Genomic DNA, 26,045 nt, shown 5'->3' on the forward strand with positions numbered 1-26,045 from the left:
AAAACAATCAGGAAAGGTCGACCTGGGCGACGCGAGCGTCGAGCTGCGAGACGATTGCCTCGACCTCGGCGTCACCGACGACGCGATCGACGCGCAAGATGACAGTTGCGCCTTCGCCTTCGGCATCCTGGCTCAGTGCTGCTGCGAGGATGTCGACGCCCGCGTTTCCGAGGACGGTGCCGAGGACACCGAGAACGCCCGGGCGATCGCTGTAGTGAACGACGATGTTGTGGCCCTCGGCGCGCAGGTCGAAGCTGCGTCCGTTGATGTTGACGATCTTCTCGACCTGCTGCAGACCGGTGAGTGCGCCCGTGACCGACGTGACCGTGCCGTCGGCGGCAACTGCACGCACCTCGACCGCGCTGCGGTGAGCAAGAGCCTCCGAGTGCTTCTCGACCGACACGGTCACGCCGCGCTGCTCGGCCAGTGCCGGAGCGTTGACGAACGTGACGGCCTCATCGCTGCTGGCGGAGAACACGCCGCGCAGTGCAGCCAGTCCGAGGATGTCGACGGTTTCGGCAGACAGCTCGCCGGTGGCGACAACCTGCACGGTCTGCACAGCTTCGGGCGACAACGTCGCAGCGAGGAGACCGAGCTTGCGGACGAGCTCGAGCCACGGAGCAACTTCTTCGCCCACGGGGCCGCCGGAGACGTTGACAGCCTCGGGAACGAATTCGCCTGCCAGAGCGAGGAGAACACTCTTGGCCACGTCGATGCCTGCGCGGTCCTGAGCCTCGGACGTCGATGCTCCGAGGTGCGGGGTGACAACGACGTTGTCGAGCTCGAAAAGCTTGGAATCGGTGCACGGCTCGGTGCTGAACACGTCGAGACCGGCGCCTCGGACCTTGCCGGAGACGAGTGCGTCGTAGAGCGCATCTTCGTCGATCAGACCACCGCGAGCGGCATTGACGATGATGACGCCGTCCTTGGCCTTGGCGAGGCGCTCGGCGTTGATCAGGCCGGCCGTTTCCTTGGTCTTGGGCAGGTGCACGGAGATGAAGTCGGCACGCTCGACGAGCTCGTCGATGGTGACCAGTTCGATGCCGAGCTGCGCTGCGCGCGCTGCGGGCAGGTAGGGGTCGTACGCGATGATCGTGGTCTCGAACGCAGCGAGACGCTGCGCGAAGAGCTGGCCGATGCGGCCGAGTCCGACGACACCGACGGTCTTGCCGAGGATCTCGACACCGTTGAACTTGCTTCGCTTCCAGGTGTTCTCACGCAGAGTCTTGTCTGCTGCGGGAATCTGGCGAGCGGTCGACATGAGGAGCGCGACAGCGTGCTCGGCAGCGGAATGAATGTTGGAGGTCGGTGCGTTGACGACCATCACGCCGCGCTCGGTGGCTGCGGGGATCTCGACGTTGTCCAGGCCGACACCGGCGCGGCCGATGATCTTCAGCTTGGTGCCGGCAGCCAGAACCTCGGCGTCGACGGTGGTGGCGGAACGGACGAGAATCGCGTCGGCCTCGGGTACCGCGGCGAGCAGCGCCGGGCGGTCGGGTCCGTCGACCCAACGCACCTCCACACCGTCACCGAGCGCCTCGACTGTGGACGGCGCGAGCTTGTCGGCGATCAGAACAACGGGACGGCCAGGCTGGCTCACGTGCAAACTCCCTGATTAGGTGGGTGTGAAGGTGGTTTAACCACCGATAGTTTAGTGCGCGCTCACTTGGAATCCACAACGCGGTAGGCAATACCACATAGTGGACACTTTCGCGGGCAAATTCTCGATGGAATATGAATCCGGACTCAGACGACCCGGAAAACGACTCCGGCCCAATGCCGCGCTGGTTCAACGTAATTGAACCGGCGCGGCATCAGGCCAGTGGAGACGTGGAGCGTGAAACTGCGAATTACGCGGTTTCGGTGATCGGACGATCGACCCAGCTCATCAGGTCGCGCAGCTTCTTGCCGGTGACCTCGATGGGGTGCTCGGCGTTGGCCTTGCGCAGGCCCTCGAGCTCGGTGTTGCCGTTCTCGACGTTGGCAACCAGACGACGGGTGAACTCGCCGGACTGGATGTCGGCCAGGATCGCCTTCATGCGCTCCTTGGTGTCGGCGTCGATGACGCGCGGGCCGGAGAGGTATCCACCGAACTCAGCGGTGTCGGACACCGAGTAGTTCATGCGGGCGATGCCACCCTCGTACATGAGGTCGACGATGAGCTTGAGCTCGTGCAGAACCTCGAAGTACGCCATCTCGGGTGCGTAGCCGGCCTCGACCATGACCTCGAAACCGGTCTTGACCAGTTCCTCGGTGCCGCCGCAGAGCACGGCCTGCTCGCCGAAGAGGTCCGTCTCGGTCTCTTCCTTGAACGTGGTCTTGATGACGCCTGCGCGGGTTCCGCCGATGCCCTTGGCGTAGGACAGAGCGAGAGCCTGTCCTTCACCCTTGGGATCCTGGTCGATGGCGATGAGCGCGGGAACGCCCTTGCCGTCGACGAACTGACGACGCACCAGGTGGCCCGGTCCCTTGGGGGCAACCATGCCGACGGTGACGAACTCCGGAGCCTTGATCAGGTCGAAGTGAATGTTCAGGCCGTGACCGAAGAACAGCGCGTCGCCGTCCTTGAGGTTCGGCTCGATGTCGTTGGTGAAAATGCTGGCCTGAGCGGTGTCAGGTGCGAGCACCATGATGACGTCGGCCCATTCGGAAACCTCGGCCGGCGTACCGACTGTCAGGCCCTGCTCCTGCGCCTTTTCGCGGGACTTGGAGCCCTCCTTGAGGCCGATGCGCACATCGACGCCCGAGTCACGCAGGCTCAGCGAATGGGCGTGGCCCTGGCTTCCGTAGCCGATCACAGCAACCTTGCGGCCCTGAATGATCGACAGATCGGCATCGTCGTCGTAGAACATCTCGACTGCCACAGTTCTCAACCTCTCCTTGGATTTTTACGTGTCTAAAAGTACTAGCGGGTGGCCGTGATCGACTTCGGCCCTCGACCGACTGCCACGACCCCGGACTGAACGATCTCCCGGATACCGTACGGATCAAGCATCCGCAGCAGTGCATCCAGCTTGGACCGAGTACCGGTCGCCTCGATGGTGACGGACTCCGGGGAGACGTCGATCACCTTGGCGCGGAACAGGTTCACCGTTTCGATGACCTGCGTGCGCACGCTTGCATCTGCGCGCACCTTGATGAGCACGAGCTCGCGAGCGACGGATGCTTCACCGTCCTGCTCGACGATCTTGATGACGTTGATCAGCTTGTTGAGCTGCTTCGTCACCTGCTCGAGAGGGAACTCGTCGACCGTGACGACGATGGTCATACGTGAGATCTCGGGGATCTCGGTTCCGCCCACCGCAAGGGATTCGATGTTGAATCCGCGGCGGGAGAAAAGTGCGGAGACGCGGGCCAGCACGCCTGGCTTGTCCTCGACGAGAACACTGAGGGTGTGACTGGTGCTCACTTCTGATCCTCCCCTGTGCCCGCGGCGGGTCCGGCTTGCTCGCGTGACATGGCTTCGTGGATGACGGCGGGCTCGGCAACTGCCTCGTCGTCGTCGAACAGCGGCCGGATGCCCCGGGCCGCCATGATTTCGTCGTTGCTCGTTCCGGCAGCGACCATCGGCCACACCTGTGCGTCGGCGGTGACGATGAAGTCGATCACGACAGGCTTGTCGTTGATGGACTGCGCCTCACGGATCGCAGCCTCGACATCTTCTTCACGCTCGACACGAATTCCGTGGCAGCCCAATGCTTCTGCGAGCTTCACGAAGTCCGGGATGCGGATGGCGCCGTGCGTTCCGAGGTTGGTGTTGGAGTAGCGCTCTTCGTAGAAGAGTGTCTGCCACTGACGCACCATGCCGAGGTTGCCGTTGTTGATGAGGGCAACCTTGATCGGGATACCTTCGAGGGCACAGGTTGCGAGTTCCTGATTGGTCATCTGGAAGCAGCCGTCGCCGTCGATCGCCCACACCTCGGTGTCGGGCATGCCCATCTTGGCACCCATGGCTGCGGGAACCGCGTACCCCATGGTGCCGAGTCCGCCCGAGTTGAGCCACGTGCGCGGCTTCTCGTAACCGACGAACTGCGCGGCCCACATCTGATGCTGACCGACGCCGGCGCAGTAGATGGCATCCGGTCCGGCGAGCTTGCCGACGGTCTGGATCACGTACTCCGGGCTCAGCTGACCGTCGGTGGGACGGTCGTAGCTCAGCGGGTACGTACGACGGATGTCGTTCAGGTACGCCCACCACTCCGAGAGATCGAACGTGGTGCCCGTGGCCATGTCGGCGCGAATCGCCTCGATGAGTTCGGTGATGACCTCTTTGCAGTCGCCCACGATCGGAACGTCCGCGTAGCGGTTCTTGCCGATCTCGGCCGGATCGATGTCGGCGTGGATGACCTTGGCATCGGGCGCGAAGGAATCCAGCTGACCGGTGACGCGGTCGTCGAAACGCGCACCGAGGGTGATCAGGAGATCGCTGCGCTGCAGAGCGGCGACCGCAGCAACGGTGCCGTGCATTCCCGGCATACCGCAGTTGAGGTCGTGGCTGTCCGGGAACGCGCCGCGGGCCATCAGCGTGGTGACGACGGGGATACCGGTCAGCTCTGCCAATTCGAGCAGCTCCGGCGAGGAGTCGGACTTGATGACGCCGCCACCGACGTACAGAACCGGCGACTTGGCGTCGGCGATCAGACGTGCAGCTTCACGAACCTGCTTGCCGTGCGGCTTGGTCACCGGGCGGTAGCCCGGCAGACGCATCTCCGGCGGCCACGAGAACGTGGTCTGCGACTGCAGGATGTCCTTGGGGATATCGACCAGGACGGCGCCGGGGCGACCGCTGGCCGCGAGGTAGAAGGCCTCGGCCATGATGCGCGGGATGTCGATCGCGTCGGTGATCAGGAAGTTGTGCTTGGTGACCGGCATGGTGATGCCTGAGATGTCGGCTTCCTGGAAGCCGTCGGTACCGATCAGCGAGCGCGCCACCTGTCCGGTGATCGCGACGATCGGAACGGAGTCCATCTGCGCGTCGGCCAGTGGCGTGACCAGGTTGGTCGCACCGGGACCCGAGGTGGCCATGCAGACGCCGACCTTGCCGGTCGCCTGGGCGTAGCCGGTGGCAGCGTGGCCTGCACCCTGCTCGTGGCGCACGAGCACGTGGCGAACCTTGACCGAATCGAAGAGTGGGTCGTAAACCGGGAGCACGGCACCGCCGGGAATGCCGAATACCGTGTCGACCTCGAGCTCTTCGAGGGCTCGAACCACAGACTGCGCGCCGGTTACCCGCTCAGGCGGGAGCTGGCGACGGTTGGCCGTCTGGGTTGCGGCAGCCGCGGTTGTCGGGCTCGGTGTCCCTGACTTGCGCGGCGTGGGTTGAGGCCGTGCTGTTGGTGCGCTCACTGGGAAATCCTCTGATTCTGGCTCCGGGCAACAAAAAACCCCCGTCAGCATCTGCTGAGCGAGGGTGGCGCGTCGTTATCTGGTGAGTTGAAAAATCGACTCAGGCGACGACGCGCCGGCCGATTACGAGCAACTCATTCTGTTTCACGCACTCGACAGTAGAGGCGCTAGTCGCGAACGGCAAACTTGGTGAGTCGACCGTCCCAGAATCTGAGATACATCGGCTGCAATGCGAAGATGTAGAGGTGTCAACTTCGCAGCAGCCCGTGCCACCGGCTCAATCATCCCACACGCCGAAACCACTTCGGCACGTCATCCGCATTTCGCAGCTCGCTTACATGGCGTGCGCGTTCCTTCTGTTCGCGGTCAGCTTCCCGATCTTCGGGTGGCCCGTCGCCTTCAGCTGGTTGCTGATCCTTCCGATCATCGCCGTCTATCTCGTCGCGCGACTGCGCACCACCGTCAGCCCTGACGGCCTCGAGGTCCGCTCGACGTTCTCCAAGCGCACCCTCGCCTGGGACGACGTCAAGGGTTTCCGCTTCCCGAAGCGGAGTTGGGCGCGCGCGGAACTCACCGACGGAACCGAGGTGACCCTGCCTGCGGTCAGCTTCGTCAGGCTTCCCGAGATCGCGATCGCCAGCGGTGGCCGCATCACCGATCCCTATGCATCTGCCGCAGAAGCCTTCGCCGCCAAGGAAGCCGAAGAGGAAGAAGCAGCTGCAGAAGCAGAAGCAGAATCCGAGGTCGCCGAGAACACACAGGACCAGCCCGAAGAGAAGCGCCCGTAGCACGCGAGTAGCGTTGAAAGGCCCTCGCTTCTATTTGAGTGGACCAGCAACGATCACATAAGGAACACGCCCATGCCCCCGTTGAGGTCACGCACCACCACCATCGGACGTAATGCTGCCGGAGCCCGATCCCTGTGGCGCGCCACAGGAATGACGGATTCCGACTTCGGAAAGCCGATCGTCGCCGTAGCGAACTCGTACACCCAGTTCGTACCCGGCCACGTGCATCTCAAGAACGTGGGCGAGATCGTTGCCGAGGCCATCAGTGCGGCCGGCGGCGTCGCTCGTGAGTTCCACACCATCGCAGTCGACGACGGCATCGCAATGGGCCACGGCGGAATGCTCTACTCGCTCCCGAGCCGCGAGATAATCGCCGACTCGGTCGAGTACATGGCAAACGCCCACACAGCCGACGCACTGGTGTGTATCTCCAACTGCGACAAGATCACTCCCGGCATGCTCAACGCTGCGATGCGTCTGAACATCCCGACCGTCTTCGTCTCCGGTGGTCCGATGGAGGCCGGTAAGGCAGTGGTCGTCGGCGGCGTGGCCCAAGCCCCCACCGACCTCATCACCGCGATCTCCGCCTCTGCCAACGATGCCGTGTCCGACGAGGGCCTCGACGAGGTCGAGCGCAGCGCGTGCCCGACATGCGGGTCCTGCTCCGGAATGTTCACCGCCAATTCCATGAACTGCCTGACGGAGGCCCTCGGCCTCGCATTGCCGGGCAACGGCTCCACGCTGGCAACTCACAAGGCTCGTCACGCACTCTTCTCTCGTGCGGGCACCACTGTGGTCGAGGCTGCCCTCAAGTACTACCGCGACGGCGACGAGTCGGTGCTGCCACGCAACATCGCGACCCCGGCAGCGTTCCGCAACGCGATGGCTCTCGACGTCGCCATGGGCGGTTCCACCAACACCGTCCTGCACACGCTGGCTGCGGCGCAGGAAGGCGAGGTCGACTTCGACCTCGACACCATCGACGCGATCAGCCGAAAGGTTCCGTGCCTGTCCAAGGTCTCTCCCAACTCGGACTACCACATGGAAGACGTCCACCGCGCCGGCGGAATCCCCGCCCTGCTCGGTGAGCTTCGCCGCGGCGGACTCCTCGAAACCGACGTGTCCACCGTGCACACCAAGAGCTTCGACCAGTGGCTCGACGACTGGGACATCCGCTCCGGCAAGGCAACCGACGAGGCAATCGAACTCTTCCACGCGGCTCCCGGCGGCGTGCGCACCATCGAACCGTTCTCCACGGACAACCGTTGGTCTGCCCTCGACACCGATGCGGCCGGCGGCTGTATCCGCGACGTCGAGAACGCCTACACCGTCGAAGGCGGCTTGGTTGTCCTGCGCGGCAACATCGCACTCGACGGCGCAATCCTCAAGACGGCCGGCATCGACGAGGAACTGTTTTCCTTCCAGGGCCCGGCGCTCGTCGTCGAATCCCAAGAAGAAGCCGTCTCGGTCATCTTGCAGAAGAAGATCAAGGCCGGCGACGTTCTCGTCGTGCGTTACGAAGGCCCCAAGGGCGGCCCCGGCATGCAGGAAATGCTGCACCCCACTGCCTTCCTCAAGGGCGCAGGCCTCGGTAAGGAATGCGCACTGATCACCGACGGTCGTTTCTCGGGCGGAACTTCCGGGCTGTCCATCGGTCACATCTCCCCTGAGGCTGCTGCAGGCGGAATCATCGGTCTCGTCCAGAACGGCGATCAGGTTCGCATCGACGTCGCCTCGCGCACGCTCGAGATCCTGGTCGACGACGACGTCCTCGCCGAGCGACGCGCGAAGATGGAGGCCTCGGAGCGCCCGTGGCAGCCGGTCGATCGTCAGCGCACCGTGACGACAGCACTGCGCGCCTACGCCGCTCTGGCAACGTCCGCCGACAAGGGCGCGGTTCGCTACGTTCCGTAAGTTCTGCCACGAATCGAAAAAGATCCCCGGCCGCCTTTCGGCCGGGGATCTTTTCTGTAAGCGTGCGTGCGGCTCGAGACGCGCGTAGCCGATGTGACAGTCACACAAGGTTTTCGGGCAGTCGGACGTGCGGCAACCAACTCAGCTCCACGAGAATGCTCGCCAACGGGCCACGGCAGAGGGTCGACAGAGTCGGGTTCATGTCACCTCGGAGAAGAACGCGGGACCGACTGCGTCCGAACACGCCATACTTCCTCCGGTGTTGTATGAGCTTGAACCACAACCCAATCCGATCATCCCGTCGCCGACACACTCTGCCACGACGCGTGATCGACGCTCGACCGGAACCAGGTACGCGGTGGTCCTCTCGCCTGTCGCCCAGATACGGGTGAAATGGGACGTGCTGGTACAGCGACAGTGCAACTCATCGACAGCAAGACCGACCGACAGGTACCGAATAACCGGGCGACACGCGGAGCACCAACGGGACGATATGAGCTATCAGACATTTCAGACCGAATCGCGCGTCCGGCTCGTGAGCGAATTCACTTGGACGTAGGGTTCCAGACACCAGCTGATCAATTCAGATACATGAGGGGGGATGACTTTCAGTCAGGTGATCATTTCGGTCAGTTCGAGCGAGCTGACTTGCACACGGCGCTCACCAGTGGTTCCCTCATCAGGTCGCTGAGACGCACATCACAACGACGACAGTCAGCCACCGCCCGTCACCCACAAGGTCGACGGGAAACAACCAAGGAGCAATACATGCCCGGAGTCGGCATATGGCGCACCAAATCCGTCGAGCAATCGATCGCGGACACCGACGAGCCTGAGACAAAGCTCAAGAAGGAACTGACCGCGAAGGACCTCACGGTATTCGGAGTCGCCGTCGTCATCGGCGCAGGCATCTTCACGCTGACTGCTCGAACCGCAGGCAATGTCGCAGGACCCTCCATTTCACTGGCATTCGTTCTCGCTGCCATCGCCTGTGGCCTCGCCGCGCTGTGTTACGCGGAGTTCGCCTCCACCGTCCCCGTCGCAGGCAGCGCATACACGTTCTCCTACGCCACGTTCGGGGAGTTCGCCGCCTGGATCATCGGCTGGGACCTCATTCTCGAGTTCGCTCTCGCCTCCGCCGTCGTCGGCAAGGGCTGGTCGCTGTACCTCGGCAACGTCATCGGGGCCAGCGGAAGCACCACCGCCCACATCGGGTCGATCAGCTTCGACTGGGGCGCTCTGCTCATCATCGGCGCGATCACGCTGATCCTCGCGATCGGCACCAAGGTTTCCTCGCGAGTCTCCGCAATCATCACCGCTATCAAGATCGCAGTAGTCCTGCTCGTCATCGTCGTGGGCGCGTTCTACATCAAGAAGGAGAACTACTCCCCCTTCATCCCGCCGTCCGAAGGAACCGAGAGTTCTGCAAGCGGAATCCATCAGACCTTGTTCTCCTGGCTGACCGGCGCAGGCGGAAGTAGCTACGGCGCTTACGGATTGCTCGCAGCCGCCAGCCTCGTGTTCTTTGCCTTCATCGGTTTCGACGTCGTCGCCACCACCGCCGAGGAAACCAAGAACCCGCAGAAGTCGTTGCCGCGAGGAATCTTCGGCTCGCTCGCCATCGTCACGGTTCTCTACGTTGCCGTCACGCTCGTACTGACCGGCATGGTCAAGTACACCGAACTCAAGGACGGCAGTCCGTTGGTCGGCGATTCCAGCGCCACCCTCGCAACCGCATTCGAGGCCAACGGCATCGGTTGGGCACAAACCGCCATCAACTTCGGTGGCCTGGCCGGCCTCACGACAGTTGTCATGGTCATGATGCTCGGCCAGACCCGCGTCCTCTTCGCCATGTCCCGTGACGGCCTCATGCCGCGCAGCCTGGCCAAGACCAACGCCAAGGGCATCCCGATGCGCATCACGTTGATCGTCGGTGGCATCGTTGCCGTCCTGGCAGCGTTCTTCCCCATGGGCACGCTCGAAGAGATGGTCAACATCGGAACGCTGTTCGCCTTCGTCCTGGTTTGTGTCGGTGTCATCGTCCTTCGCCGCACCCGCCCCGACCTGCCGCGCGGATTCCGCGTCCCGCTGGTGCCGTTCGTTCCGATCGTCGCCGTGCTCGCCTGCGGTTGGCTGATGCTCAACCTCTCGGTCGAGACCTGGATCCGGTTCCTCGTCTGGATGGCCATCGGTGTGCTCGTGTACTTCGCCTACGGTCACCGCAAGTCGGTCCTCGGTCGCAAGCTCAAGGACGGAACGGCCATCCCGTCCGCGAACGCCGACCCGGTACTCGTCAAGGACTGATCCTTCACAAACGAACCGCCGCTCTCCGATTCGGAGAGCGGCGGTTCGTTTGTTCGACGGCGCGAGTTTCAGATGAGCGGATTGGCACCGTTCAGGAAGATCCAGGTGCAGACGCCGGCAGCGATACCGAGGATCAAAACCACGAGCGATCCGATAAACGGACGAGTTGCCCAGCCACGACGACCGTCGAGCGCAATACGACCTGGTCCCGTCAAAATGATGACGCCCGCACAGATTCCGAGCAGCATCTCGTACTCGGTCCCGGCCGGGGCGAAGTACTCCAGGCCGGGTGCGCTCGCCTGACGCAGCGCCCACGCATTGATCATCACCGCCAGAACCGACGCTGCCGCAACGGGAGTCAGCAACCCGAGGATCAGGAGGGCGCCACCTGCGACTTCACCGACGGCGCCGAGTATCGCCATCCACTTCGCCTGCTGGAACCCGGCGTCCGCCAGCATCGACTCGAACCCGTTCAGCCCCGGCCCGTTCCAGATACCGGTCAACTTCTGCAGACCGTGCACCAACGCAGTTCCACCGACGGCCAATCGCAGTGCAAGCAACCCGAGGTCGAGAGTGCCTCGGCCCCGCGGAGACTCAGTTGTACCTGCCACGGCTTCGGCGGTGGGGACGGCGGCGATCGGAGCGTCGTACGCCGTCTCACGCTCGAGAGCCACGGTCGGCTGATCCGCGCCAGGTGCTCGGTATGTCGGTATCTGTTCGGTCAGGGAGTTGGCGTTCGTGGAACCGAAATCGAGATCGTCGTCGGTCCGCGGCAACGGATTCTTGGCGCTCACCGTCGGAAATTGTTCGGTGGGCGAATCATACGGACTGGACACATTGCCCGTCGGCTTGTCCGCATCCGACAACTCGCTGGGATCTTTTCGCTCGTCAGTCACGTAGGTGAGCCTATGACCGATTCACGAACTCGACGGGGAACCTTGGTCCGGCGTGGCGGCATCTGCCGTGCATTACGTAACGTCTTGGGCATGACTACGGGTAGGCATGCAGCGCTGGGCGCACTGGCGCTGGTGCTCGGGACATCGTTGCTCGCAGGTTGCGCCGACTTCGACGAATCGACTGCCTCGCCGTTCACACCCGAACCGACCAACCAGGCCAGCGCGGAAGTGCAGCCGGAGAACCCGCCGCCGTCGACCACGCCGCCGGCGCCGCGGACCGGCCCCCTCGGACCGTGTCAGGATGCCGACACCGCCGTGATCGCAACCTGTCTCGACACCACGGGTGGGCTCGTCACACTCCCGGACGGGAACTCCGGACTGGTCGCCGAACGGCGGACCGGCCGGATCATGCAGGTAGCTCCCAACACGACACCGGTCGAGGTAGCCAAGATCGACGTCGACGGCAGCGGTGACGGCGGCCTGCTCGACATCGCACTCTCCCCCACGTTTGTCGAAGACAACCTGATCTATGCCTACGTCACCACCGGAACGGACAACCGGGTGGTCCGCATCGCTCCGGGTGACACCGCCAAGGAAGTACTCGGTGGAATCCCGCGCGGCGCGAGCGGCAACGGCGGGTCACTGGAGTTCGCGGCCCCGGACCAGCTCATGGTTCTGACAGGCGATACCGGAAACCCCGCGGTTGCTCAGGATCCCGCCTCGTTGGCGGGGAAACTCTTGCGGGTCCGATCGCTGACACCCAACGCTGCGCCGCCTCGCCCGGAAGTTGTTCTGTCCGGAATCGGAAACGGCGGCGGCGTGTGCGTCGATCCGGGAATCGCGACGTGGGTCACGGACCGAACCACTCTCGAGGATCGCCTCCAACGCGTCGGCGCCGACGGCACGGTGACATCCCCCGCGTGGACGTGGCCCGACCGACCCGGAGTCGGCGGGTGCATCGCGGCGCAGGGAGTGGTAGCTGTCGCGCTGGGGGCCGGCAAAGCGATCTCGGCGCTGGCCGCAGATCCAGGAACAGGTGCCGTCACGACCGCGCCGTCGGCAGTGGCGAAAGACACGTACGGCCAGCTGGGCGGATTGGCACTCGGATCCGACGGTTTGATGTGGGCGAGCACGATAAACAAAACCGCGGGCGAGCCGGGTCCGAACGACGACAAGGTGGTCAAGATCCCGATGCCGAGTGGCAGCGGCGGGATCGACTGAGCAGCCATGTCTGTTCGGTCACGGATCCCGTGACCGAACATGCACAGATGCGTACTCTTTTGTTAGCGGGGCTAAACACCACGCATTTGCCAGGACCGGTTGGCCAACCACGACAAAGGAGTCGGTATGAAGGCAATCCAGTACACGAGAATCGGCGCAGAACCCGAACTCACGGAGATTCCCAAACCCGAGCCCGGTCCAGGTGAAGTGCTCCTGGAAGTCACCGCTGCCGGCGTCTGCCACTCGGACGACTTCATCATGAGCCTGCCCGAAGAGCAGTACACTTACGGCCTTCCTCTCACGCTCGGCCACGAAGGCGCCGGCCGGGTCGCGGCCGTCGGCGAGGGCGTCGAAGGACTCGACATCGGAACCAATGTCGTCGTCTACGGACCCTGGGGCTGTGGCAGCTGTTGGCACTGCTCGCAAGGACTCGAAAACTACTGTTCTCGGGCAAAAGAACTCGGCATCAATCCTCCTGGTCTCGGTGCACCCGGCGCGTTGGCCGAATTCATGATCGTCGATTCACCTCGCCACCTCGTCCCGATCGGCGACCTCGACCCGGTCAAGACGGTGCCGCTGACCGACGCCGGTCTGACTCCGTATCACGCGATCAAGCGTTCACTGCCGAAACTTCGCGGTGGCTCGTACGCCGTCGTCATCGGTACCGGCGGTCTCGGCCATGTCGCCATCCAACTCCTCCGCCACCTCTCGGCAGCAACCGTTATCGCACTCGACGTGAGCGCGGAAAAGCTCGAACTGGCAACCAAGGTAGGCGCTCACGAAGTGGTTCTGTCCGACAAGGACGCGGCCGAGAACGTCCGCAGGATCACCGGAAGTCAGGGCGCCGCACTGGTTCTCGACTTCGTCGGCTATCAGCCCACCATCGACACCGCGATGGCTGTCGCCGGCGTCGGATCGGACGTCACGATCGTCGGGATCGGCGACGGGCAGGCCCATGCCAAAGTCGGGTTCTTCCAAAGTCCTTACGAGGCTTCGGTGACAGTTCCGTACTGGGGTGCCCGCAACGAGCTGATCGAATTGATCGACCTGGCGCACGCCGGCATCTTCGACATCGCGGTGGAGACCTTCAGTCTCGACAACGGCGCCGAAGCGTATCGACGACTAGCCGCCGGAACGCTCAGCGGCCGCGCGGTTGTGGTCCCTGGTCTGTAGACCGACAGCGGCAAAACGACAGCGAAAAACACTGATGCCCGGCCGAATTCGATTCGGCCGGGCATCAGTGTCAGAAATTCAGTGTGCGCTAGCTGCACGCCTCGATGACAAGTTCCTTCACACGAGCCGCGTCTGCCTGTCCACGAGTGGCCTTCATGACGTCGCCGACGATCTTTCCGGCGGCCTGCACCTTGCCACTGCGAATCTTGTCCGCAATGTCGGGGTTGGCCGCGAGTGCCTCGTCGACGGCCGCCTTGAGCTTGGTTTCGTCACGTTCGACGACCAACTCCGGGTGGGCCGCGACAACCTGCTCCGGGTCACCCTCGCCGTCGAGGACGTGATCGACGACCTGGCGAGCCACTTTGTTGTTGAGCTTGCCGCTGTCGATGAGAGCTACGACCTGCGCAACCTGCGCCGGGGTGATCGGCAGAGCACCGAGTTCGACGCCACGGGTGTTCGCCTGCTGTGACAGGTAGGACAGCCACCAGGAGCGCGCTGCCTCGGGCGAAGCACCGGCCTCGGTGGTCGCGATCACCAGATCGATGGCACCGGCATTGACGAGGTCGCGCATGACCTCGTCGGAGATTCCCCAGTCCTTCTGGATCCGCGCACGGCGAATCCAGGGAAGCTCCGGCAAGGTACCGCGCAGTTCTTCGACCCACTCGGCGCTCGGAGCGACGGGCTCGAGATCCGGTTCCGGGAAGTAGCGGTAGTCCTCGGCCGTTTCCTTCCGGCGTCCCGCGGCGGTGGTGCCGTCGCCTTCCTGGAAATGGCGGGTCTCCTGGATGACCTCACCGCCGGCGTCGAGAACTGCTGCCTGACGGCGCATTTCGTAGCGAACTGCGACCTCGACGCTCTTGAGGGAGTTGACGTTCTTGGTCTCGGTGCGGGTCCCCAGTTCGGTGGAACCGATCGGCATGAGGGAGATGTTGGCGTCGCAGCGCATCGATCCCTGGTCCATGCGGACGTCGGAGACGTCGAGGGACTTCAGCAGATCACGAAGCGCCGTGACGTACGCGCGAGCAACCTCGGGGGCGCGCTCACCGGCACCGTGGATGGTCTTGGTGACGATCTCCACCAAGGGAACGCCCGCACGGTTGTAGTCGAGCAGCGAATGGCTGGCACCGTGGATACGACCGGTAGCGCCACCCACGTGGAGGGACTTACCGGTGTCCTCCTCCATGTGGGCGCGCTCGATCTCGACGCGCCACGTCGTGCCGTCGTCGAGGATCACGTCGAGGTATCCCTCGGTTGCGATCGGCTCGTCGTACTGGGAGATCTGGTAGTTCTTCGGCTGATCCGGGTAGAAGTAGTTCTTGCGTGCGAATCGGCCCCACGGCGTGATGGAGCAGTTGAGCGCAAGGCCGATCCGGATCGCGGACTCGACAGCGGCTGCGTTCACCACCGGCAACGAACCGGGCAGGCCCAGACAGACCGGGCACACCTGGGTATTGGGTTCGGCACCGAACTCAGTGGGGCACGGGCAGAACATCTTGGTCGCGGTGCCGAGTTCTACGTGCACCTCCATACCCATCACAGGCTCGTACTTGGTCAGTACTTCGTCGTAATCGAGGATGTCGGGCGCATCGACAGCAGTCATGGTGATCAGTTTATGCGTCTGCGGCTCAGCCGAAGAATGCGGCTGCCTCCTCGTAGCGCTCCTTGGGCACCGTCTTGAGTTTGCGGGTCGCCTCGGCGAGCGGAACGAGGTCGATGGACGTTCCGTGCAACGCGACCATCTGACCGAAATCTCCGCGGTGAGCTGCGTCGGTGGCATGAACACCGAAGCGAGTGGCGAGGATGCGGTCGTGCGGCGTCGGGGTGCCACCGCGCTGAATGTGCCCGAGGACGGTGGTGCGAACTTCCTTGCCGATCCGGCGCTCGATCTCGTTTCCGAGCTGCTGCGCGACACCGGTGAAGATCTTGTGGCCGAACTCGTCTATGCCACCTTCGCGCAGAGTCATCGACGCGGGATCGGGCATCGCACCTTCAGCCACGACGCAGATGAAGTGGGAGTCGCCACGCTGGAAGCGCTTCTTGACCATCGCGCACACCTCGTCGACGTCGAACGGCTGTTCCGGAACCAGAGTCAGGTGTGCCCCCGACGCCAGTCCGGCCTGCAGCGCGATCCAGCCCGCATGCCGGCCCATGACCTCGACGAGCATGACGCGCTGGTGCGATTCGGCCGTGGTGTGGAGCCTGTCGATGGCGTCGGTGGCGACAGCCAAGGCGGTGTCGAAACCGAAAGTCACGTCAGTGCAGTCGATGTCGTTGTCGATCGTCTTGGGCACACCGATCACGGGTACGCCACTCTCGGAAAGCCAACTGGCCGCGGTGAGAGTGCCTTCGCCGCCGATCGGGATCAGGACGTCGATCCCGTTGTCGTCGAGAGTCTGCTTGATCTGATCGAGGCCCGCACGGAGTTTGTCGGGGTTCACGCGAGCGGTGCCGAGGATCGTGCCGCCGCGGGTGAGGATGCGGTTGATGCGGTCATCGGAGTCGAGCGGGACCTTGCGGTCCTCGAGCAATCCTCGCCAGCCGTCCCGGAATCCGACCACGGTACTGCCGTAACGACCGGCCGACGTACGTACGACGGCGCGGATGACCGCGTTCAAGCCCGGGCAGTCGCCGCCGCCCGTGAGGATTCCGATTCGCATAGTGCAGCACCTCTCGTGACCGGATTGTGGATCTTGGTGTCCATCTTCCCCCAGTCACGGCATTGCCGCAGGATAGCGGCGTTGCCGAGCCGCAACGCCGCGCCGCACGGGACCCCTAACCCGGCGTGACGAGCCCGCTTTCGTACGCCAACACGACTGCCTGGGCGCGATCGCGCAGATCGAGCTTCGACAGCACCTTTCCGACATGGGTCTTGACGGTCTGCTCGGCGACGAACAGCCGCTCGGCGATCTCGACGTTGGACAATCCGCGGGCGATCAGTTCGAGGACCTCGCGCTCACGCGGGGTCAGGGCGTCCAGCGCTGCGGGCCGTGCGCGCGGGGCCGCCCGCCGGCTGGTCACATCGGCAATCAGACGCCGAGTCACCGTCGGCGCCAGCAAGGCCTGCCCTTCGGCAACGACGCGTACCGCCCGAATCAGCTCCTCAGCCGGTGCGTCCTTGAGCATGAAACCGCTCGCCCCGACGCTCAGTGCCTCGTAGACGTAGTCGTCGATGTCGAAAGTGGTGAGCATGAGGACTCGCACCGGCGGTTCCCATCCGGCGGACAGAATCTGGCGGGCAGCGTCGAGTCCGTTCATCTCGGGCATGCGAACATCCATCAAGACCACATCCGGACGCAATCGCGCGACCTCGGCGACGGCGATCTTGCCGTCCGGCGCATCGCCGATCACGCTGATGTCGGGCTGGGCGGAGAGTAGGGCTCCGAACCCTTGTCGAACCATCGCCTGGTCGTCTGCGATGAATACTGTGATGGGCACTCGGACAGCCTAGGCGGGCATCGACGGCAACTCGGCCCGGACCTCGAACCCTCCGTCCTGTCGCCGGTTTGCCAGCAGCATGCCGCCCACCGCCGAAGCCCGCTCTCGCATTCCGCGGATTCCGTTGCCACCAGTGGTTTCCGACGCCGAGTGCTGATTGCCACCCAATGGCGAAGGTCCGTTGTTCACGAGCGCGCTCACCGATTGCGGACCGAATGCCACGGCGACCTCGATGGGTCCGCCTGGCGAATGCCTGGCCGCGTTGGTGATCGACTCCTGAATGATCCGGTAGAGCGCAAGGCCCGTGGATTCCGAGACCGACGCTCGATCACCGTCGACTCGCCACGACACCGGCAAACCGGCACGAGTACTGCCGAGCAACAGTTCGTCCAACTGGTCGACGCCCGGTTGCGGAGCTGTCACCATGGGGTCCCCGTCGCTGCGCAGCACTCCGAGGAGACCACGAATCTCGTTGAGCGCTGCTCGCCCTGTCTCACTTATCGATTCGAATTCGGTTCGGATCTCCGGAGTGACTGCATCGAGTCTGTACGGCGCACTCTGAGCTTGCACGACCACCATCGACATGTGGTGGGCCACGATGTCGTGCAAGTCGCGGGCGATCCGCGCCTTCTCCTCGAGGATCGTGCGTCGAGTGCGTTCGAGTTCGCTGACTTCCTCCTGCTTGGCCAACTGGCGGCGTGAGAGAACCAACCAGCGGATCAACAGGCAGAAGACGACCAGGGCACTCAGTCCGACAGCCCAACCGGCGCCGTCGCTTCCAGGGGCGTTGCCGAGAAAGAGCAGCACCGTGGCGATCCAGGCGACACCGACAACCTGCATGGGCGCCCGCAGACTCACTGCGGCCAGCAACGACATCAGCACGATGATGTGGACGACCTGCCACGGGTAGTCGTAACCGGGAGTGTTGTCGAACACCAACGGGATGATCAGCGCCGAGACCGCCGACACCGCCCACCCCAACGGTGCGTTGATCCGGATCAGGACGAACGGAAATGCAGCCAACGCGGCGACGAAGGGCATGATCGGCGGCGAAACATGATGCGTCAGTTGCAGTGTCGGCCAGGCAATCGAATAGAGGATCAGAGTGATCGCTACGATGACTATGTTCCAGAACTGACCGCGGGCCACGAAACTGGTTGCCCGGCGCACTTTCTCCGAATGAACGACCACCCCGTCGAGGCCGGACAGCATCGACCCGGCGGTGGCGTATGTCGGCGCGGGCACATCCGGTGCACCCTTGTTCTTCCTACGGACCTTGATCACTCGTCAAGCCTATGAAGGCGAACCCCGAAAGTCCTCATACTGCAGAGTGAGATCCCCCTACCTCCGAGGTATCACAGGGGAGGGAATTCTCACCCGAATGCGCGTCGGAGAACCCCTCCACAGAGCGATGACCGCCAGGATTGTCCGTTCATAGCGTGAACGGCATGCGGATCACACGGGTGAAAGACATCTCTCGAAGCGCCGGCACCTTGGCTGCCCTGGCGCTGGCTGCAACGGCAGCGATCACGGCCACTGCCGGAGCGAGCGGAGCCCAGTCGCCGCGCACCGAGAATTCGAACGCATCCAGGGCGATCGCCACCGTGACTACTGCGGATGCCGCTGACGCTGCGACCACCATCCCGGCGGACTTTGCGGCATTCGCCGGTTACACCCCCGCCGTCGTCGACGGATACCTCGCCAATCCCCACGGCGACTGCTCGTCGCCGGTCCCACTTCCCGACGAATTCGACTCGGCCTGCAAAGCGCACGATCTCGGCTACGACCTACTCCGCTACGCGCATTCGCACGGAACGGAACTGGGGCCGTGGGCACGTCAGGTCCTCGACGGTCAGCTCGACCAGCGAATGCATGCCGCGTGTGAAGACCGCACGTCCTTTCTCTCACGAGGGTATTGCTTCGCGATGGCCGATGTAGCCGTCACGGCTGTGAACGGAAACTCCTGGCGCCAAAGCTATCTGACGCCGGTCGCGGAATCGGGATTCGGTTACGGCACGGCCGGTGTTCTGGCAGTCTCCGCCTTCGGCTTCACCCTGATGCGATCGCGGCGCCTCGACCCGTCGAACGAGTTCTCCTACTCCCCGAAAGCGATTGCAGCATGAGCGTTCTGAATGCGTCACGGACCCCCGTCCTCGCCCGAGTCGGGGCGCTCGCACTCCCCCGCGTGTCCACGAGCGTCGCCGTGGCAGCGATGTCCGCCATCTCGCTGGCTCCCGGACTCCTGCCGCGATCAGCCGTACTACAAGGGGTGTTCAGCGGTCTGCTCGTCGCGGCCGGACTACTGGCGATGTGGGCGTTCTCCGCGGTAGCCCGTCGGCTCGTCCCCGACCGGGTCAAGGCCCGATTCGACGAACGCCATTGGCGCATCACCGCGTTCGGGTTGTCGACTGCCGGCACCGCAGTTGCGATGTTCGCCGCCGCCGGTTGGCAGAACTCGTTGCGAGCGGCGATGGGCGCACCGTCTGCCGGACTTCTCCACTGGGCGGAGGCGGGTTGCATTGCAGCACTGACCGCACTTGGTCTCTGGGGCATCGGGATCGGAATTTCGAAGGCGCTGCGGTGGATGGGTTTCGCGCGGAGCGTCGGCGCACTGGTCATGGGTGTTCTCGGGGTGCAGTTGGTAGTCGGTCCCGTCGTGTGGAACGGCCTCGCCGATTCGTTCGACAAGTCCAACGCGTACATCGACACTGCTCTGACACAGCCACTTTCGGCCTCTGTGTCAGGCAGCCCCGAATCTCTCATCTCGTGGACGTCGATGGGGGCGGAGGGACGCAAATTCGTCGCAGCAGGCGAAGACTCGGTGCGTGTCTACGCCGGTTTGGATTCGGCACCCGACACTGCATCACGTGCCGCTCTCGCGGTGAGCGAACTCGATCGCGTCGGCGGCTTTGCCCGCAACAGCGTCGTAGTGGCCGTTCCGACCGGATCGGGGTGGATCGACACGCATGCAGTCGACGGTATCGAGCAACGGTTCGGCGGCGACGTCGCAATAGTCGGGCAGCAATACTCCGACGCACCCAGTTGGGCGACATTCCTGTTCAGTCGCGACGACGCCGAAGAATCGGCAACCGCTCTGTTCACCGCCGTCGGCAGCCACATTGCCGCTATGCCCGCCGAGGATCGACCGGACCTGTTCCTCTACGGACAGAGCCTCGGCGCCGTCGGCGGCAGCGCCGCACTGACCGAGGCTTTGTCCGAGGGCAGTCCCACCACCGCGTGCGACGTGTTGTGGGCAGGTCCCCCGGCCGGCGCGACACGAACGGACGGCGCAACCGTCCTAGCGAACACTTCCGACCCGGTGGTGTGGTGGTCGCCTGCCCTCGCGACACAGAAACCGGATCTGAGCCGTGCCGTGCAAGATGCACCGATCCCGCAGTGGATCCCGGGTGTCACGTTCTTGCAGACCACCGTCGACATGCTCGGTTCGCTCGGTGTCCCCGCCGGTCACGGCCATCGCTACGGAACCGATCAGGGGACGGCCCTGAGGACTTGCTCCTGAAACTGCTGTGCGCCTTTATTAACCGCGGGGGGTTGATAAAGGCGCACAGCAAACAGGTCAGACTGCAGTCGCGATCGGGCCGCGTGCAGCTTCGTAGGCCGCACCGACACGGTAGAGGCGCTCGTCAGCCATGGCGGGCGCCATGATCTGCAAGCCCACCGGCAGGTTGTCGTCCGCGGACAGACCCGATGGGACCGACATCGCGCAGTGTCCGGCCAGGTTGGTCGGCAGCGTGCACAGGTCGGAGAGGTACATGGCCAACGGATCGCCGACCTTCTCCCCCAACTTCCACGGCGTGAACGGGCTGGTCGGCGAGACCAGTACGTCCACCTTCTCGTAGGCCTTGTCGAAATCGCGCGCGATGAGCGTACGGACCTTGAGCGCCGAACCGTAGTAGGCGTCGTAGTATCCCGAGGACAGTGCGTAGGTACCGATCATGATGCGGCGCTTGACCTCCGGACCGAAACCAGCGGCGCGGGTTGCCGCCATGACCTGGTCGGCACTCATGTTGCCGTCGTCGACACGCAGTCCGTAGCGCATGGCGTCGAAGCGGGCCAGGTTGGACGAGACCTCACTGGGCAGCACCAGGTAGTACGACGCGAGCGCGTGCTCGAAGCTCGGGCACGAGACCTCGACAACCTCGGCACCGAGTGCCTTGAGCTGCTCGACGGCAGCATCGAAGGAAGCGATGACGCCGGGCTGGTAGCTGTCGGAGTGAAGTTCCTTGACCACACCGACTTTGACGCCGCGCAGGTCGCCGTTTGCACCTTCGCGTGCGGCGGCGACGACCGGACGCACGGGGGCGTCGATGGACGTGGAGTCACGCGGATCGTGTCCGGCGATGACCTCGTGCAGCAGAGCGGTGTCGAGCACGGTGCGACCACAGGGGCCGCCCTGATCGAGCGAGGACGCGCACGCGACGAGTCCGAAGCGCGAGACGGTTCCGTACGTCGGCTTGGTTCCGACCGTCGCGGTGACCGCAGCGGGCTGACGGATCGAACCGCCGGTGTCAGTGCCGATGGCCAGCGGGGCCTGACGGGACGCGAGCGCAGCCGCACTGCCGCCGCCCGAGCCACCGGGGATGCGGGTGACGTCCCACGGGTTACGCGTCGGGCCGAAGGCCGAGTTCTCGGTCGAAGAGCCCATCGCGAACTCGTCGAGGTTCGTCTTGCCGAGGATCGGGATGCCGGCAGCGCGCAGCTTGGACGTCAGAGTCGCGTCGTACGGCGCGACCCAGCCTTCGAGAATCTTCGACGCACAGGTGGTCGGCATGTCCGTCGTGGTGAAGATGTCCTTCAACGCGATCGGAACGCCAGCGAGTGCCGAAGCGGGTTCGTTTCCGCGTGCGAGCGAGTTGTCCACTGCTGCGGCGGCTTCGAGAGCCTGTTCGCCTGCAACGTGCAGGAAGGCGTGGTACTCGGTGTCGACGGCCGCGATGCGGTCGAGATGCGCCTGCGTGACCTCTACGGAGGACACCTCACGCGAGTGGATCTTGCCGGCCAGCTCAGCGGCGTCCAGCGTGGTCAGATCGGTCATTCGCCCTCTCCAAGGATCTGCGGAACCGCAAAGCGATCCTGTTCGACTGCGGGTGCTCCGGACAATGCCTGCTCGGGGGTCAACCCGGGCACGATCACGTCGGGGCGCGTCACGTTGGTGACGGCATTGGGATTCGCCATGGGCGGGACGTCGTCGGCCGCAACCTCGGTGACCACCTTGACGTGGTTGAGAATCGAATCCAACTGACCGGCGAACTCGTCGAGTTCGGCATCGGACAGGGCGAGTCTGGACAGCCGCGCGAGGTGCGCGACCTCGTCACGGGAGATGGCAGGCACCGCGGGGCCCCTTTCGGAAGAGGACGTGAACATTGCCGGTCCAGCCTAGTTGCTCGCCGCGACAGACCTGTAGGCACGCCTGCTGTATCGAACGACGAGCACGCTCACTGTGTCGATCGCCACGCCGGATGCCCGCGGTGTGTTTCGCTCGTGTGACAAGCATGTGCATCCGGCGTGACGCCGCCGCGGCGCCCACCATCGCAGGTTGGGCAAGTGCAAAGATGAGTCAGGCCCGGGTCGACGTGATCCGGGCGAGAACCGATCAGCGAAAGGCACGCACGTGTCGTACCTGCTTCGCGTCCAACTGCCCGATCGACCAGGCAGCCTCGGCGCGCTCGCCGTAGCTCTCGGATCCGTGGGCGCAGACATCCTCTCCCTCGACGTCGTGGAACGAGGTGACGGTTTTGCCATCGACGACCTCGTGGTCGACGTCGAACCGGGCGCGCTGCCCGACACCTTGATCACCGCTGCCGAGCATCTACCGGACGTGCTGGTCGATTCGATCCGCCCCTACGCCGGGATTCTCGACACTCACCGTGAGCTCGAACTCATAGATTCCGTTGCGACGGCCCGAAGCGATCGACTACAGGTCCTCGTCGACGGCGCGCCGCGTGTACTGCGAGTCGGCTGGTGCGTCGTCGCGGACATCGGCAAGCACGGTGCGTACCGCGTCGTCGGTAGCGCCGGCGCGCCGGAAACCCACGCCACCGACATTCCGTGGATGCCACTGGACAAGCCCACCGCCCTCGACGGCGAGGCCGACTGGGTTCCGGACGTATGGCGCGACATGAACACCAGCCTCGCTGCCGCACCTCTCGGCTCGGGCAATCGAGTCCTCATGCTCGGTCGTCCCGGTGGGCCCGAATTCCGCCCTTCGGAGATAGCCCGCCTCGGCTACCTCGCAGGAATCGTGGCGACGGTACTGGGTTGACCAGGCTGGCTGATCAGGCCAGGCCGCGCACCATGACGGTCAGTTCCATACCGCGAATCGGCTCCCACGCCCGCTCGGGATCGGGGACGAAACCGTTGCGGTCGTAGATACGACGGGCATCGACCATCTCGGGCTGCGTCGAGATGACCACCGAGTGATCGCCGCGGTCGTAGGCTTCGGCGATCACTGCGCGAACCAATGCGGTTCCGGCGCCCGATCCCCGAGCTTGCGGCGAGACTGCGAGCATGCGGAACTCGAGTTCGCCCTTCTGCGCAACATCCGCGAAGGGCGTGCCGGGTTCTGCGATCGTCAACGAGCCCACGACTTCGTCACCGAGAACCGCAACCAGCACCCGGCCCTGCTCCACCCGAGTTGCGGTGTCTCGCAGGCGCTCCGCGTACGGCGATCCGCCGGCGACAAATCCGCCACCCACGTACGACTGCACAGTCAGCTCCCCGACGGTCTCGAACTCAGCCGGTAGAACTTCACGAATCTCGATCATGGCGTCACTATCGCACCCAGCACACCAATCTCAGAAATCGGACAAAGTCACTCTGGTTCGTCCAAATCGGTGGGAGCGACCGCATCCGGGCCATCTTCGAGCAACCGCCGGAAGCCGTCTTCGTCGAGCACCGGCACACCCAATTCGACCGCCTTGTCGTGCTTGGAACCGGGCGCTTCACCGACGACGACAAACGCAGTCTTCTTCGAGACCGACCCTGCCGCCTTACCGCCGCGCACCAGAATCGCTTCCTTCGCCTGATCACGCGAGTAGGTCTCGAGCGAACCGGTGACGACGATCGAGAGGCCCTCGAGATTGCGCGGAATCGAATCGTCGCGTTCGTCCTCCATGCGTACTCCGGCCGACGCCCACTTGTCGACGATCTGCTGATGCCAGTCGACGGAGAACCACTCCACGACGGCGGCGGCGATAGTCGATCCGACGCCGTCCACTGCAGCCAACTCGTCGACCGAGGCTTCCCGAATGCGTTGCAGCGAGCCGAATTCGCCGGCCAACGCCCTCGCGGCAGTGGGGCCGACGTGCCGAATCGACAGTGCCACAAGCACTCTCCACAGCGGCTTGTCCTTGGCCGAATCCAGGTTGGCCAGCAAGCGTTTTCCGTTGGCGGACAGGGATCCCGCATTGGTGCGGAAGATCGGAACTTCGATCAGTTTCTCGGCGTCGAGTGAGAAGAGATCGCCCTCGTCGCCGATGACCTTCGCCTCCAACAGCCCGGTCGCGGCCTCGTAACCGAGCACCTCGATGTCGAATGCACCGCGCCCCGAGACGTGGAACACGCGCTCGCGCAACTGCGCCGGGCAGTACTGCTGATTGGGGCATCGCACGTCGACGTCGCCCTCTTTCGCGGGTGCCAACAACGTGCCGCATTCGGGACAATGTGTCGGCATGACGAACTCGCGCTCGGTACCGTCACGAACGTCTGCCACGGGACCGAGAACCTCGGGGATGACGTCTCCGGCCTTGCGCAACACCACGGTGTCGCCGATCAGCACACCCTTGCGCTTGACCTCCGAGCCGTTGTGCAGCGTGGCCAAGGACACAGTGGAACCCGCCACCGTGACGGGTTCCATGTACGCGAACGGCGTCACACGACCCGTACGTCCGACACTGACCCGGATGTCGAGGAGCTTGGTCGTGACCTCTTCCGGCGGGTACTTGTACGCGATAGCCCACCGTGGTGCGCGCGACGTGGTGCCCAGACGTCGATGTAACGACATCTCGTCGACCTTGACCACCAACCCGTCGATCTCGTGCTCGACGTCGTGGCGGTGTTCTCCCCAGTACTTCATCTTCTCGACCACGGCGTCGGCGCCGACCACCCGTGAGGTGTGCGTGGACACCGGCAGACCCCAGGCGGCGAGGGCCACGTAGGCGTCGTACTGCGAGGCCGGCTCGAAACCTTCCATGCGCCCGAACCCGTGGCAGATCATTCCGAGGCGGCGACGCGCGGTGACGGCAGGATTCTTCTGACGCAGGGAGCCCGCCGCGGAGTTGCGCGGATTGGCGAACGGCGCCTTCCCCTCCTCCACCAGGGAGGCATTGAGTGCTGCGAAGTCCTCGAGGCGGAAGAACACCTCGCCACGCACCTCGAGCAGGCTCGGAATCGGGTACTCGTCCGTGGCGGTAAGGCGCTCCGGGATGTCGTTGATCGTCAGAGCGTTGAGCGTGACCAGCTCGCCCGTACGACCGTCACCGCGGGTTGCGGCACGAACGAGTTTGCCGTTCTCGTAGACGAGATTGAGGGCGACACCATCGATTTTCACTTCACAGAGATAGTGCAGTTCCGGCCCGGTTTCCTGCTCTACCTTGGCGATCCATGCTCGGAGCTCCGACTCGTCGAAGACGTTGTCGAGGCTGAGCATCCGCTCGAGGTGGTCGACGGACGTGAAGTCCGTCGCGAATCCGCCACCGACGAGTTGCGTCGGAGAGTCGGGAGTTCGCAGATCCGGGTACTGCTCTTCGAGAGCATTGAGCTGCCCGAGCAATGTGTCGAATGCACCGTCCGAAATGACGGGCGCATCACGAACGTAGTAGCGGAACTGATGCTGGCGTACCTCTTCGGCCAGCTCCGTCCACTGCTCGCGCGCCTCGTTGGGCGCTGGCTGCATTGCATCCGCGGTTTCAGTCACAGCTAGAAGATTATCGGTTCACACCGACACACC

Annotated in this window: 21 protein-coding genes; 8 read left to right on the forward strand and 13 right to left on the reverse strand. The window is 64.1% G+C overall.

What is annotated here, in order from left to right; genetic code table 11:
• Positions 1–7: 7 nt before the first annotated feature.
• The 4 genes from serA to P3G66_RS06555 form a co-directional block, all read right to left on the reverse strand.
• Positions 8–1,600: a phosphoglycerate dehydrogenase gene (gene serA, locus P3G66_RS06540; protein WP_003944758.1), complete on the reverse strand. Its 1,593-nt coding sequence runs from the start codon at positions 1,598–1,600 to the stop codon at positions 8–10.
• 250 nt (positions 1,601–1,850) lie between these two features.
• Positions 1,851–2,852: a ketol-acid reductoisomerase gene (gene ilvC / locus P3G66_RS06545; RefSeq protein WP_172436500.1), complete on the reverse strand. Its 1,002-nt coding sequence runs from the start codon at positions 2,850–2,852 to the stop codon at positions 1,851–1,853.
• Between the two features lie 53 nt (positions 2,853–2,905).
• Positions 2,906–3,409 (reverse strand): acetolactate synthase small subunit, encoded by a 504-nt coding sequence (gene ilvN / locus P3G66_RS06550; RefSeq protein WP_003944718.1) that lies wholly within the window; start codon positions 3,407–3,409, stop codon positions 2,906–2,908.
• Positions 3,406–5,346 carry an acetolactate synthase large subunit gene (locus tag P3G66_RS06555; RefSeq protein ID WP_037131672.1) on the reverse strand — a complete coding sequence of 647 codons (1,941 nt, stop codon included), beginning with the start codon at positions 5,344–5,346 and terminating at the stop codon, positions 3,406–3,408. Before P3G66_RS06555 ends, ilvN begins: the two co-directional genes overlap by 4 nt.
• Before the next feature lie 266 nt (positions 5,347–5,612).
• On the opposite strand from P3G66_RS06555, the gene P3G66_RS06560 reads away from it, so the two are divergent.
• The 3 genes from P3G66_RS06560 to P3G66_RS06570 all read left to right on the forward strand — a co-directional run bounded on the left by P3G66_RS06560 (position 5,613) and on the right by P3G66_RS06570 (position 10,352).
• Positions 5,613–6,134 carry a PH domain-containing protein gene (locus P3G66_RS06560; RefSeq protein ID WP_030535410.1) on the forward strand — a complete coding sequence of 174 codons (522 nt, stop codon included), beginning with the start codon at positions 5,613–5,615 and terminating at the stop codon, positions 6,132–6,134.
• Positions 6,135–6,206: 72 nt separating this feature from the next.
• Complete coding sequence (gene ilvD / locus P3G66_RS06565; protein ID WP_007729361.1) at positions 6,207–8,048, forward strand: dihydroxy-acid dehydratase; 1,842 nt, start codon at positions 6,207–6,209, stop codon at positions 8,046–8,048.
• Positions 8,049–8,816: 768 nt separating this feature from the next.
• Positions 8,817–10,352, forward strand: coding sequence for an amino acid permease (locus tag P3G66_RS06570; RefSeq protein ID WP_003944693.1), 1,536 nt, complete (start codon positions 8,817–8,819; stop codon positions 10,350–10,352).
• A gap of 68 nt (positions 10,353–10,420) precedes the next feature.
• Here P3G66_RS06570 and P3G66_RS06575 read toward each other — a convergent pair whose 3' ends face one another.
• On the reverse strand, positions 10,421–11,248 hold the full coding sequence (locus P3G66_RS06575) for a DoxX family protein (protein WP_003944742.1): 828 nt from the start codon (positions 11,246–11,248) through the stop codon (positions 10,421–10,423).
• A gap of 90 nt (positions 11,249–11,338) precedes the next feature.
• On the opposite strand from P3G66_RS06575, the gene P3G66_RS06580 reads away from it, so the two are divergent.
• Both P3G66_RS06580 and P3G66_RS06585 read left to right on the forward strand, forming a co-directional pair.
• Positions 11,339–12,469, forward strand: coding sequence for a PQQ-dependent sugar dehydrogenase (locus tag P3G66_RS06580; RefSeq protein WP_003944688.1), 1,131 nt, complete (start codon positions 11,339–11,341; stop codon positions 12,467–12,469).
• 126 nt (positions 12,470–12,595) lie between these two features.
• Positions 12,596–13,642: an NAD(P)-dependent alcohol dehydrogenase gene (locus P3G66_RS06585; protein WP_276116326.1), complete on the forward strand. Its 1,047-nt coding sequence runs from the start codon at positions 12,596–12,598 to the stop codon at positions 13,640–13,642.
• An 88-nt stretch (positions 13,643–13,730) separates the two neighbouring features.
• On the opposite strand, the gene gatB is transcribed toward P3G66_RS06585, so the two are convergent.
• The 4 genes from gatB to P3G66_RS06605 all read right to left on the reverse strand — a co-directional run bounded on the left by gatB (position 13,731) and on the right by P3G66_RS06605 (position 18,361).
• On the reverse strand, positions 13,731–15,242 hold the full coding sequence (gene gatB, locus P3G66_RS06590; protein WP_003944692.1) for an Asp-tRNA(Asn)/Glu-tRNA(Gln) amidotransferase subunit GatB: 1,512 nt from the start codon (positions 15,240–15,242) through the stop codon (positions 13,731–13,733).
• Positions 15,243–15,267: 25 nt separating this feature from the next.
• Positions 15,268–16,299: an ATP-dependent 6-phosphofructokinase gene (locus P3G66_RS06595; protein ID WP_019747919.1), complete on the reverse strand. Its 1,032-nt coding sequence runs from the start codon at positions 16,297–16,299 to the stop codon at positions 15,268–15,270.
• 115 nt (positions 16,300–16,414) lie between these two features.
• Positions 16,415–17,077 (reverse strand): response regulator transcription factor, encoded by a 663-nt coding sequence (locus P3G66_RS06600; protein ID WP_007729374.1) that lies wholly within the window; start codon positions 17,075–17,077, stop codon positions 16,415–16,417.
• Between the two features lie 9 nt (positions 17,078–17,086).
• The gene (locus P3G66_RS06605) at positions 17,087–18,361 is read right to left on the reverse strand and encodes a histidine kinase (protein ID WP_070162231.1); all 1,275 of its coding nucleotides are present in this window, start codon (positions 18,359–18,361) and stop codon (positions 17,087–17,089) included.
• 164 nt (positions 18,362–18,525) lie between these two features.
• Between P3G66_RS06605 and P3G66_RS06610 the strand changes: the two genes are divergently transcribed.
• Positions 18,526–19,200, forward strand: coding sequence for a hypothetical protein (locus P3G66_RS06610; RefSeq protein WP_070162265.1), 675 nt, complete (start codon positions 18,526–18,528; stop codon positions 19,198–19,200).
• Positions 19,197–20,597, forward strand: coding sequence for an alpha/beta-hydrolase family protein (locus P3G66_RS06615; RefSeq protein WP_050655134.1), 1,401 nt, complete (start codon positions 19,197–19,199; stop codon positions 20,595–20,597). The genes P3G66_RS06610 and P3G66_RS06615 overlap by 4 nt, the downstream gene beginning before the upstream one ends.
• A gap of 57 nt (positions 20,598–20,654) precedes the next feature.
• On the opposite strand, the gene gatA is transcribed toward P3G66_RS06615, so the two are convergent.
• Positions 20,655–22,133 carry an Asp-tRNA(Asn)/Glu-tRNA(Gln) amidotransferase subunit GatA gene (gene gatA, locus P3G66_RS06620; RefSeq protein WP_276116327.1) on the reverse strand — a complete coding sequence of 493 codons (1,479 nt, stop codon included), beginning with the start codon at positions 22,131–22,133 and terminating at the stop codon, positions 20,655–20,657.
• On the reverse strand, positions 22,130–22,429 hold the full coding sequence (gatC, locus tag P3G66_RS06625; protein ID WP_003944747.1) for an Asp-tRNA(Asn)/Glu-tRNA(Gln) amidotransferase subunit GatC: 300 nt from the start codon (positions 22,427–22,429) through the stop codon (positions 22,130–22,132). Before gatC ends, gatA begins: the two co-directional genes overlap by 4 nt.
• Before the next feature lie 280 nt (positions 22,430–22,709).
• Here gatC and P3G66_RS06630 point away from each other — a divergent pair, with 280 nt between their 5' ends.
• Positions 22,710–23,360 carry an amino acid-binding protein gene (locus P3G66_RS06630; protein ID WP_276116328.1) on the forward strand — a complete coding sequence of 217 codons (651 nt, stop codon included), beginning with the start codon at positions 22,710–22,712 and terminating at the stop codon, positions 23,358–23,360.
• Between the two features lie 13 nt (positions 23,361–23,373).
• On the opposite strand, the gene P3G66_RS06635 is transcribed toward P3G66_RS06630, so the two are convergent.
• A complete protein-coding gene (locus P3G66_RS06635; RefSeq protein ID WP_003944764.1) occupies positions 23,374–23,862 on the reverse strand; it encodes a GNAT family N-acetyltransferase in 489 nt (162 codons plus the stop codon).
• 47 nt (positions 23,863–23,909) lie between these two features.
• Positions 23,910–26,012 carry an NAD-dependent DNA ligase LigA gene (gene ligA, locus P3G66_RS06640; protein ID WP_003944697.1) on the reverse strand — a complete coding sequence of 701 codons (2,103 nt, stop codon included), beginning with the start codon at positions 26,010–26,012 and terminating at the stop codon, positions 23,910–23,912.
• Positions 26,013–26,045 lie beyond the last annotated feature (33 nt).

The organism is Rhodococcus sp. C3V, from assembly GCF_029269915.1.
Lineage (GTDB): Bacteria > Actinomycetota > Actinomycetes > Mycobacteriales > Mycobacteriaceae > Rhodococcus_F > Rhodococcus_F qingshengii.